The sequence below is a fragment of the Enterobacter cloacae complex sp. 394F7 genome, assembly GCF_057320385.1.
Map to the genome: position 1 here is coordinate 1 of NZ_JBXWCS010000029.1, position 10,431 is coordinate 10,431.

General features: G+C 56.6%; 9 protein-coding genes and 1 pseudogene. 5 read left to right on the forward strand and 5 right to left on the reverse strand.

What is annotated here, in order from left to right; translation table 11 throughout:
- Window positions 1-209: pseudogene (locus AC2FAK_RS22695) on the forward strand (IS4 family transposase); the annotation flags it as partial.
- Between the two features lie 48 nt (window positions 210-257).
- On the opposite strand, the gene AC2FAK_RS22700 reads toward AC2FAK_RS22695, so the two are convergent.
- The 4 genes from AC2FAK_RS22700 to AC2FAK_RS22715 all read right to left on the reverse strand — a co-directional run bounded on the left by AC2FAK_RS22700 (window position 258) and on the right by AC2FAK_RS22715 (window position 2,750).
- Window positions 258-1,157, reverse strand: coding sequence for a Dyp-type peroxidase (locus AC2FAK_RS22700; protein ID WP_095455057.1), 900 nt, complete (start codon window positions 1,155-1,157; stop codon window positions 258-260).
- 92 nt (window positions 1,158-1,249) lie between these two features.
- Window positions 1,250-1,825: an RpoE-regulated lipoprotein gene (locus AC2FAK_RS22705; RefSeq protein ID WP_013098207.1), complete on the reverse strand. Its 576-nt coding sequence runs from the start codon at window positions 1,823-1,825 to the stop codon at window positions 1,250-1,252.
- A 63-nt stretch (window positions 1,826-1,888) separates the two neighbouring features.
- Entirely contained in the window at window positions 1,889-2,338 is a 450-nt protein-coding gene (locus tag AC2FAK_RS22710) for a DUF2919 domain-containing protein (RefSeq protein ID WP_014832841.1), read from the reverse strand.
- Window positions 2,325-2,750 carry a GNAT family acetyltransferase gene (locus AC2FAK_RS22715; RefSeq protein WP_014832842.1) on the reverse strand — a complete coding sequence of 142 codons (426 nt, stop codon included), beginning with the start codon at window positions 2,748-2,750 and terminating at the stop codon, window positions 2,325-2,327. The genes AC2FAK_RS22710 and AC2FAK_RS22715 overlap by 14 nt, the downstream gene beginning before the upstream one ends.
- 212 nt (window positions 2,751-2,962) lie before the next feature.
- On the opposite strand from AC2FAK_RS22715, the gene amiA reads away from it, so the two are divergent.
- Both amiA and hemF read left to right on the forward strand, forming a co-directional pair.
- Window positions 2,963-3,838 (forward strand): N-acetylmuramoyl-L-alanine amidase AmiA, encoded by an 876-nt coding sequence (gene amiA / locus AC2FAK_RS22720; RefSeq protein ID WP_013098210.1) that lies wholly within the window; start codon window positions 2,963-2,965, stop codon window positions 3,836-3,838.
- Window positions 3,838-4,737 carry an oxygen-dependent coproporphyrinogen oxidase gene (gene hemF, locus AC2FAK_RS22725; RefSeq protein WP_058684223.1) on the forward strand — a complete coding sequence of 300 codons (900 nt, stop codon included), beginning with the start codon at window positions 3,838-3,840 and terminating at the stop codon, window positions 4,735-4,737. Before amiA ends, hemF begins: the two co-directional genes overlap by 1 nt.
- Before the next feature lie 79 nt (window positions 4,738-4,816).
- On the opposite strand, the gene maeB is transcribed toward hemF, so the two are convergent.
- Window positions 4,817-7,096: an NADP-dependent oxaloacetate-decarboxylating malate dehydrogenase gene (maeB, locus tag AC2FAK_RS22730; protein WP_095455058.1), complete on the reverse strand. Its 2,280-nt coding sequence runs from the start codon at window positions 7,094-7,096 to the stop codon at window positions 4,817-4,819.
- Between the two features lie 246 nt (window positions 7,097-7,342).
- Here maeB and tal point away from each other — a divergent pair, with 246 nt between their 5' ends.
- Both tal and tkt read left to right on the forward strand, forming a co-directional pair.
- A complete protein-coding gene (gene tal / locus AC2FAK_RS22735; RefSeq protein WP_094916714.1) occupies window positions 7,343-8,293 on the forward strand; it encodes a transaldolase in 951 nt (316 codons plus the stop codon).
- A 19-nt stretch (window positions 8,294-8,312) separates the two neighbouring features.
- Entirely contained in the window at window positions 8,313-10,301 is a 1,989-nt protein-coding gene (tkt, locus tag AC2FAK_RS22740) for a transketolase (RefSeq protein ID WP_013098214.1), read from the forward strand.
- Window positions 10,302-10,431 lie beyond the last annotated feature (130 nt).

A 10,431-nucleotide genomic window follows, 5' to 3' on the forward strand; every position in this document is an offset into this window, starting at 1 on the left:
TGATGTGGCTGGCAGGTTACAGGGCAGAAAGGCAGTGTTTACACTGGCACTATCAGGCAAGCAGCATCAGGCACAGACGGGTTCTGTCATACCTGAGTCTGGCGGAAGAAGTCATCCGGCATGAGCCCGGGAAAGTAAGACGGCTGAATATAGTTAACGAGATGAAAAAGCTGGGAAAAGAGTACAGTAATATGGTCATGGTGGCATGACCATATTACTGGGGATCCCTCAGCCCAAAGGGAGAGGGAGAAAGGGAATTACAGCGCCAGCAGACGCTCAATGGATGGTGCGAAGTAGTAGCCGCCGGTGACCGGTTTGGTGAAGCGCAGCATGGCGTCACGCTTGCCGTCGGTATCGCCGAACATGCTCAGCAGCTGTTGCTCAATATTGTACAGACGCGCGCAGTAGGCGCAGAAGTAAAGGCCATGGGTTCCGCTTGCAGTGCCATACGGCAGGCTCTGGCGAACAATCTTCAGCCCTTTACCGTCTTCCTTGAGGTCAACGCGGCTCAGGTGCGAGGTCACCGGGCGTACATCGCCGTCGATCTCTTCGTTGGCCTCTTTGGTACGACCAATCATCATCTCCTGATCCTGCACGCTCATGCGGTTAAGCTGCTTAAGGTTATGCTCCCAGCGCTGAACAAATACGTAGCTGCCGCCGGCATCCACGCCATCCTTGATGACCGCCACTTCACGGCGCGTCTCTTCACCTGCCGGGTTTTCCGTCCCGTCGACAAAGCCGCTCAGGTCGCGCTCTTCCACCCAGCGGAAACCGTGGACTTCTTCCTGAACGTCAATGCTGTCACCAAACGCCGCTACCGCCGCCTGAGCAACGGAGAAGTTCACGTCGTGGCGCAGAGAGAGAATATGGATCAACACGTCGTACTGGGTTGCCGGTGCCAGACCTTTGCCGTAAGGGATAAAGTCTTTGAGCTCTTCAGCCCCTTCGCCACCGCTCAGCTGACGCCAGACGTTATTGCCAAAGGCCACCACAGCGCCCAGATGGACATCCGGGAATTTGGCCTGGAAGGTGGCCAGTTTATCCACAAAGACTTTGCTGGCCGCACGCAGGGCATCCACATCCCCTTTCACATTGGCTTCAATCCAAATCGCCGCGCGGCAATGTTCTGGCAAAATGCCACTCTGAACCTGAGACATCGCTCCTCCTGAAATAAAGATGCCACGACAACGTGGCATTGATGGCGGGTATTATACCCGGATTTCAGCGAGACGGATTGTTCAGGCGCAAATTACTGCTGCCAGATAATTTTGCTCACTTTCCAGTTTTTCAGCGTATCGTCAGACGGCATTAAGCCTTCAGGACCGCTCCAGGTTCCGGTAAAGAGATAGCTGATGTGCTGGCTGTCCGGTGCTTTACATTGCACCGCCACGCCATCGTCTGAAGGCGCGCTGGCGCAATTGCCGAAAGCCTGTTTATAGAGATCGCTAAACGGCGTACCAACCTTCACGCCGCTCGCCGTCGGGATGGCATCGTCCAGCACGGCAATACGGTTTACCGTGCCTTTATCGCCGTTAATCACCAGCGCCAGTTTGTCTCCTTTCAGCGCTTCGAAGTAACGCACGATAGTGCCGTTTTCAGTTTTCATGCCGCTGCGCAGACGATAGTCGCTGCTCAGGGCCGCCTGAAGCGCGTCCTGATCCAGCGCCGTCGCGGCGGTAATGTTGCCCACGCCCTGCTCGGTCACTTCCAGCGAAGAGCCAAACCAGTTCCACGGATAAGCGGCCGACCAGTTAATGGAGGAGAGCGTTGAACAGCCGGTTAACGCCAGCGGGAGAGCGCATAAAAGTAAACGCAGCGATTTCATTGAAACGTCCTTACGTGTTAAATCAACGCTTGTTGGAGTGCAGCATCGGCAAAAAGTGCCGCGTTAATCTGACTCATGCGTAAAACAGGCGCGTAAGCGGGGGTTAGTCAGCAGCCACAGCAGCGCCACGATATCGGCCACCACCAGCGCAATGCCGATGCCCGTAAGCGGTTCACCGTACCACCAGAGCACAGGCTGCCAGCAGAGCAGCGCAATCTGGGCCAGGATCAGCAGCCAGCGAAGCGCACGCCAAAGCCGTGGGATCGCCTGTCGTCGGCCGCTGCACAAAAACGTCACCACCGCCGGTACGCCCGGTAACAGGCCGAGCCAAAAGGCGTCGTGATCGGGATAAAAGAGCGTCAGTAATGTATCGCCCTGCCCGCGGGACGCGGCGGCCATGACAAACAGCACCCAGGTGCGGGCCTGCAGCAGCAGTACGCACCAGAATAAGAAAGGCAGCCTGACACGCCCCTGCGCGTCGTAATCTGCCGGGTGGATCTCAATACTCTTCATCTTCGATCAGACGCTTACCTAAGCTCAGCACGTCAGCGTGTTCATAGCCCAGACGTTCATACATGCCCAGCACCACGTCGTTATCTTCGCGCACCATGATCTGAATTTTCGGGCAACCGCGAGCGATCAGTTTTTTCTCAAGACGATTGAGCAGCGCATTGGCAATACCGCGCCCCCGGTATTCCGGGTGAACGCCCAGATAATAAGCAGAGCCGCGATGGCCGTCGTAACCGCCCATCACCGTGCCCACCACTTCGCCGTTCACTTCCGCCACCAGAAACAGACTGACGTCGTGATTCAGCTTACGCTCAATGTCCATCTCTGGATCGTTCCACGGACGCAGCAAATCGCAGCGCTCCCAAAGGGTGATCACCTCTTCGAAATCTTCCTGGCGAAAAACGCGTATCTCCATGGTATTAACCGCCTTTTCGGGTTTAAAAACAGTGATTATGGCGCGAACAGGGCATTTAGCCAATAACCGGGGAAAATCTCGCCAAAATTTGGCATAATGTCACTTTGTCACGTATTGAAATGAAAAGTAAAACAATTCTCAATAAGGACTGTCGTAACGCTAAACGCGATACGATATAACACCAGGACCGCAATTTTTACTATTCAGGCCGCATGAGCACATTCAAACCATTAAAAGCACTCACATCGCGTCGTCAGGTTCTCAAAGCGGGGCTGGCGGCCTTAACGTTAACGGGCATCGCACAGCAGGCTCAGGCAAAAGAAGAGAGCACGCTTAAAACCAGTAACGGACACAGCAAACCCAAAGCCAAAAAACCAGGCGCGAAGCGTCTGGTCATGCTCGACCCGGGTCACGGCGGCATTGATACCGGCGCCATTGGCAAAAACGGGTCAAAAGAAAAACACGTCGTGCTGGCAATTGCAAAAAATGTGCGATCGATTTTACGCAGCAACGGCATTGACGCCCGCCTGACGCGCACGGGCGACACCTTTATTCCGCTGTATGACCGCGTGGAAATTGCCCATAAGCATGGTGCCGATCTCTTTATGTCCATTCACGCGGATGGCTTTACAAACCCTTCCGCCGCGGGCGCGTCGGTGTTTGCCCTCTCCAATCGCGGCGCCAGTAGCGCCATGGCGAAATATCTCTCCGACCGTGAAAACCGTGCGGATGAAGTCGCCGGGAAGAAGGCCACCGATAAAGATCACCTGTTACAGCAGGTGCTGTTCGACCTCGTGCAGACCGATACCATCAAAAACAGTCTGACGCTGGGCTCGCATATCCTCAAACGGATTAAGCCGGTGCACCGTCTGCACAGCAAGAGCACGGAGCAGGCCGCGTTCGTGGTGCTGAAATCACCGTCGATTCCGTCCGTGCTGGTGGAGACCTCTTTCATCACTAACCCGGAAGAAGAGCGTCTGCTTGGTACCGCAGCGTTTCGTCAGAAAATCGCCAATGCCATCGCCTCCGGCATCATCAGTTACTTTAACTGGTTCGATAATCAAAAAGCGCACTCCAGGAAACGTTAATGAAACCGAATGCAAAGCGGGTAAAAACCTTCCTGCTGCAGTTGCAGGATGAGATTTGCCAGAAACTGGCCGCTGCAGATGGCGGTAATTTTCAGGAAGATAACTGGCAGCGCGAGGCCGGCGGCGGCGGGCGTAGCCGTGTGTTGCGAAACGGCGGGATCTTTGAACAGGCAGGCGTCAATTTTTCCCACGTTTACGGGGAAGCCATGCCCGCTTCTGCAACGGCGCATCGTCCTGAACTGGCAGGCCGCAGCTTCCAGGCGATGGGCGTTTCGCTGGTGGTACACCCGCACAACCCGTTTGTGCCAACCAGCCACGCCAACGTGCGTTTTTTCATTGCGGAAAAACCGGGGGCCGATCCGGTCTGGTGGTTTGGGGGCGGTTTCGACATGACCCCCTACTACGGCTTTGAAGAGGATGCCGTGCACTGGCATACGACCGCACGCGATCTCTGCCTGCCGTTTGGCGAAGACGTTTACCCGAAATACAAAAAGTGGTGCGACGACTACTTTTACCTCAAACACCGCGACGAACAGCGCGGCATTGGCGGGCTGTTCTTTGACGATCTGAACACGCCTGATTTTGATACCGCGTTCAGCTTTATGCGTGCGGTGGGCGAAGGCTATACCGACGCTTATCTGCCCATTGTTGAACGGCGTAAAAACACCGACTACGGCGTGCGCGAACGCGAGTTCCAGCTTTACCGTCGCGGGCGCTACGTGGAGTTTAACCTGGTGTGGGATCGCGGGACGCTGTTTGGCCTGCAAACCGGCGGGCGCACGGAGTCGATTCTGATGTCAATGCCGCCGCTGGTGCGCTGGGAGTACTGCTACGAGCCACAAGAAGGCAGCCCGGAGGCTGCCCTGAGTGAGTTTATTAAGGTTCGGGACTGGGTTTAACTGCCGGATGGCGCTGCGCTTATCCGTCCTGGTCAACCCGTAGGTCGGGTAAGCGAACGCGCCACCCGACAAACATCACTTACAGCGGCTGCGTCTGCGCCTCAACCACCGCCAGCGCCACCATATTCACGATACGGCGTACAGAGGCAATCGGCGTTAACACATGCACCGGTTTTGCCACCCCCATCAGCACCGGCCCCACGGTCACCCCTTCAGAGCTCGAGACGCGCAGCAGGTTGTAGCTGATACGCGCCGCTTCCACGTTTGGCATAATCAGGATATTCGCTGAGCCTTTCAGCGGGCTGTCTGGCATACGTTCATTGCGGATGCTCTCCACCAGCGCGGCGTCGCCGTGCATCTCACCGTCAATCATCAGCTCCGGTGCGCGCTCGCGAACCAGCTCCAGCGTCTGTCGCATTTTGCAGGCCGCCGCAGATTTAGAGGAGCCGAAGTTAGAGTGCGACAGCAGCGCCACCTTCGGTTCGATACCAAAGCGACGCACGGTTTCAGCCGCCATCACGGTGATCTCCGCCAGCTCGTCCGGGGTTGGATCGTCGTTGACGTAGGTATCGGCGATAAAGGTGTTACCGCTTGGCAGCAGCAGCGCGTTCATCGCACCGGCCGTGTGCACCCCGTCGCGATAGCCGAAGATCTCCTGCACTACGCTGAAATGCTCGTGGTAATCACCGATGGTGCCGCAGATCAGCGCATCCGCCTCGCCGCGATGAACCATGATTGCGCCAATCACCGTGGTGTTGCTGATCACCGCCCGCTGCGCCTGCTCCTGAGTGATCCCGCGACGCTTCATGATCGCGTAGTATTCGCTCCAGTACTCTTTAAAGCGCGGGTCGGATTCATTATTAACGATCTCAAAATCAACACCCGGTTTGATCTGCAGGCCCAGCTTCTGGATACGCATCTCGATAACGCTCGGGCGGCCAATCAGGATCGGCTTCGCCAGCCCTAAGGTGATCAGCTCCTGCGTGGCATGGAGCACGCGCGCCTCTTCCCCTTCCGCCAGCACCACCCGCTTCGCGTCGGCACGAGCCTGAGAGAAAATCGGCTTCATAAACAGGTTAGTTTTGTAGACAAACTCGGTGAGCTTATCCACGTAAGCATCGAAATCGGTTATCGGGCGCGTCGCCACGCCAGAGTCCATCGCCGCTTTCGCAACCGCTGGCGCGATTTTGACAATCAGACGCGGGTCGAACGGTTTTGGAATGATGTAGTCCGGGCCAAAGCTCAGATCCTGATCGCCATAGGCTGAAGCGACCACTTCGCTCTGCTCGGCGTGTGCCAGTTCCGCAATGGCGTGCACCGCCGCGAGCTTCATCTCTTCGTTGATGGCCGTCGCGCCGACGTCCAGCGCCCCACGGAAGATGAACGGGAAGCAGAGCACGTTGTTCACCTGGTTCGGATAGTCGGAGCGACCGGTACAGATGATGGCATCTTCACGCACCGCTTTCGCCAGCGGCGGCAGGATTTCCGGCTCGGGGTTCGCCAGCGCCAGAATCATTGGCGCACGCGCCATCTTCTTCACCATCTCCTGGGTCAGCACTTTCGGGCCTGAACAGCCCAGGAAGATATCCGCGCCGTCAATGACCTCCTCAAGCGTACGCTTGCCGTCGTCGTCCACCGCGTAGGCTGCTTTGGTTTCCGCCATGTTCGGTTCGCGGTCTTTGTAGATCACCCCTTTGGAGTCGCAGACCACGATGTTGTGTTTCTGCATCCCGAGCGCCACCAGAAGGTTCATACAGGCAATGGCCGCCGCACCCGCGCCGGAGACTACCATGCGCACGTCAGAGAGATTTTTCTCCACCACGCGCAGACCGTTAAGAATGGCGGCAGTGCTGATGATCGCCGTCCCGTGCTGGTCATCATGGAACACGGGAATGTTCATACGTTCACGCAATTTCTGCTCAATGTAGAAACATTCCGGCGCTTTGATGTCTTCGAGGTTAATCCCGCCAAAGGTCGGCTCCAGCGCCGCCACGACATTGATGAATTTATCGGGATCGTGTTCGTCCACTTCGATATCAAACACGTCGATACCGGCGAATTTCTTGAACAGAACGCCCTTCCCTTCCATCACAGGCTTACCGGCCAGCGCACCAATGTTGCCCAGGCCCAGCACCGCCGTACCGTTAGAGATCACGGCGACCAGGTTGCCGCGCGCGGTATATTTGTAAGCGGCGAGCGGATCTTTTTCAATTTCGAGACACGGTGCCGCCACGCCCGGCGAGTAGGCCAGCGCCAGGTCGCGCTGGGTTGCCAGCGGTTTTGTCGGGGAAACCTGGATTTTACCCGGGACAGGAAACTCGTGAAAATCGAGGGCACTCTGTTTTAACTGATCGTCCATCTTGTTATTCCTTTTACGTATCGGTCAGATAGTATCGCCGCAGGCTGCCGCATAAACTTTGAAGGCTGCCAAACTCTCACCATCACACATTAAAAATTGTTATCAATTTATAACAGCCATGTTACCCGTCTCAAAAGCAATGCCTCCCCCGTCTGCTATGCTTTTTTGTTAAGTCCATCATGATTTTTCCAGAAGTGTGAACTAACGCACTCGCCTAACGCTTTTATTTTCAAGGAGTCATGACTTATGAACCAACTTGACGGCATCAAACAATTCACTACCGTGGTTGCAGACAGCGGCGATATCGAGTCGATTCGGCACTACCAGCCTGAAGACGCAACCACCAACCCGTCGCTGCTGCTCAAAGCGGCAGGACTTGCCCATTTCAGTCACCTGATTGATGACGCCATTGCCTATGGCAAACAGCGCGGTAAAACCCAGGAACAACAGGTTGCCGAAGCCAGTGACAAGCTGGCGGTTAATTTCGGTGCGGAAATTCTGAAAAGCATCCCGGGGCGCGTCTCCACCGAAGTCGACGCCCGCCTCTCCTTCGATAAAGAGAAGAGCATCAATAAAGCCCGCCGCCTCGTCGAACTCTACCAGGAGCAGGGGATCGACAAATCACGCATTTTGATTAAGCTCGCCTCCACCTGGGAAGGCATCCGCGCGGCAGAAGTACTGGAGAAAGAGGGGATCCACTGCAACCTGACGCTGCTGTTCTCGTTTGCGCAGGCACGCGCCTGTGCCGAAGCGGGCGTATTCCTGATCTCACCGTTCGTCGGGCGCATCTACGACTGGTATCAGGCAAAACAGCCGATGGATCCGTACGTGGTAGAAGAAGACCCGGGCGTGAAGTCGGTACGTAATATCTACGACTATTACAAGCAGCACCGCTACGAAACCATCGTAATGGGGGCCAGCTTCCGCCGCACCGAGCAGATCCTGGCGCTGGCAGGGTGTGACCGCCTGACCATCTCCCCTGACCTGCTGAAAAAGCTGCAGGACAAAGAAGAGACGGTGATCCGTAAACTGGTGCCGACCTCTACCGTACTGCCCAAACCGAAAGCCATGACCGAAGCGGAATTCCGCTGGGAGCACAATCAGGACCCAATGGCCGTGGAAAAACTGGCGGACGGCATCCGCCAGTTCGCCGTCGACCAGCGCAAACTTGAAGATCTTCTCGCCGCCAAACTTTAACCTTGCCACGGAGTGAACTATGTCCCGTAAAGAGTTAGCCAATGCCATTCGCGCCCTCAGCATGGATGCCGTGCAAAAAGCCAATTCCGGCCACCCTGGCGCACCAATGGGCATGGCAGATATTGCCGAAGTGTTGTGGAATGATTTCCTGAAGCACAACCCTAACGACCCCACCTGGTACGATCGCGACCGTTTTATTCTCTCTAACGGCCACGCGTCGATGCTGCTCTACAGCCTGCTGCATTTGTCCGGCTACGATCTGCCGCTCGAAGAGTTGAAAAACTTCCGCCAGCTGCATTCGAAAACCCCCGGCCACCCGGAGATCGGCTATACGCCAGGGGTGGAAACCACCACCGGGCCGCTGGGACAGGGTTTAGCCAACGCCGTTGGGCTGGCCATCGCGGAACGTACGCTGGGTGCGCAGTTTAACCAGCCGGGGCATGACATCGTCGATCACTACACTTACGTCTTTATGGGTGACGGCTGTCTGATGGAGGGGATCTCCCATGAGGTCTGTTCGCTCGCGGGCACGCTGGGGCTGGGCAAGCTGATTGGCTTCTATGACCACAACGGCATCTCCATAGACGGGGAAACCGAGGGCTGGTTTACCGACGACACGGCAAAACGGTTTGAAGCCTACCACTGGCATGTGGTGCATGAAATTGACGGCCACGATCCCGAGGCGGTGAAAAAAGCAATTCAGGAAGCGCAAAGCGTGAAGGACAAACCGTCGCTGATTATCTGCCGCACGGTTATCGGCTTTGGTTCGCCGAACAAAGCAGGTAAAGAAGAGGCGCACGGTGCGGCGCTGGGTGATGAGGAAGTGGCGCTGACCCGGCAGAAACTGGGATGGAAATATCCGCCGTTCGAAATTCCGAAAGAGATTTACCGCGCATGGGATGCCCGTGAAGAGGGTGAAAAGGCCCAGCACGCCTGGAACGAGAAATTTGCCGCCTACAAAAAGGCCTACCCGGAGCTGGCGGCCGAATTCACCCGCCGCATGAGCGGAGGTCTACCGGAGGACTGGGAAGAGAAAACCCAGGCGCTGATTGAAAACCTGCAATCTAACCCGGCCAAAATCGCCACCCGTAAGGCATCGCAAAACACCCTGAATGCGATTGGCCCAATCCTGCCTGAGCTGCTGGGCGGCTCGGCGGATCTGGCCCCCAGCAACCTGACCATCTGGTCTGGCTCGACATCGCTGAAAGAGGATATCGCCGGAAACTATATTCACTATGGCGTACGCGAGTTCGGCATGACCGCCATTGCCAACGGTATCGCTCATCACGGGGGATTTGTCCCCTACACCGCCACCTTCCTGATGTTTGTGGAATACGCCCGTAACGCTGCACGCATGGCGGCTCTGATGAAAGCGCGGCAGATTATGGTTTACACCCATGACTCCATCGGGCTTGGGGAAGACGGGCCAACCCACCAGGCCGTTGAACAGCTGGCGAGCCTGCGCCTGACGCCAAACTTCAGCACCTGGCGTCCGTGCGATCAGGTCGAGGCCGCGGTGGGCTGGAAGCTGGCAGTAGAGCGCCATAACGGACCGACGGCGCTGATCCTGTCACGTCAGAACCTGGCGCAGATTGAGCGCACGCCGGAGCAGGTGAAAGACATTGCCCGCGGCGGTTACATTCTGAAGGACAGCGGCGGCAAGCCAGATGTGATCCTGATTGCCACCGGTTCCGAGGTGGAGATTACCGTCAAAGCGGCGGAGAAGCTGACTGCCGAAGGTCACGCGGTGCGCGTGGTTTCCCTGCCTTCAACCGACATCTTTGACGCACAGGATGAGGCGTATCGTGAATCGGTCCTGCCATCCAGCGTGACGGCCCGCGTGGCGGTTGAGGCGGGCATTGCCGACTACTGGTACAAATATGTCGGGCTGAAAGGGGCCATTGTCGGCATGCGGGGATACGGTGAATCGGCGCCGGCCGACAAGCTGTTCCCGTATTTCGGTTTTACCGTTGAGAACGTCGTTGAGAAGGCGTTAAGCGTGCTTTAGTGCGGCCTGCGTGCCCGGTGGCGCTACTGTATGACCGGATACATAGGTGACAGATCAGACCGGGAACATAGGTAACACTTTTAGTCTATCCGGAGCACACTCTCGGTTTTCCGGTCGTAGTACGCAAGCG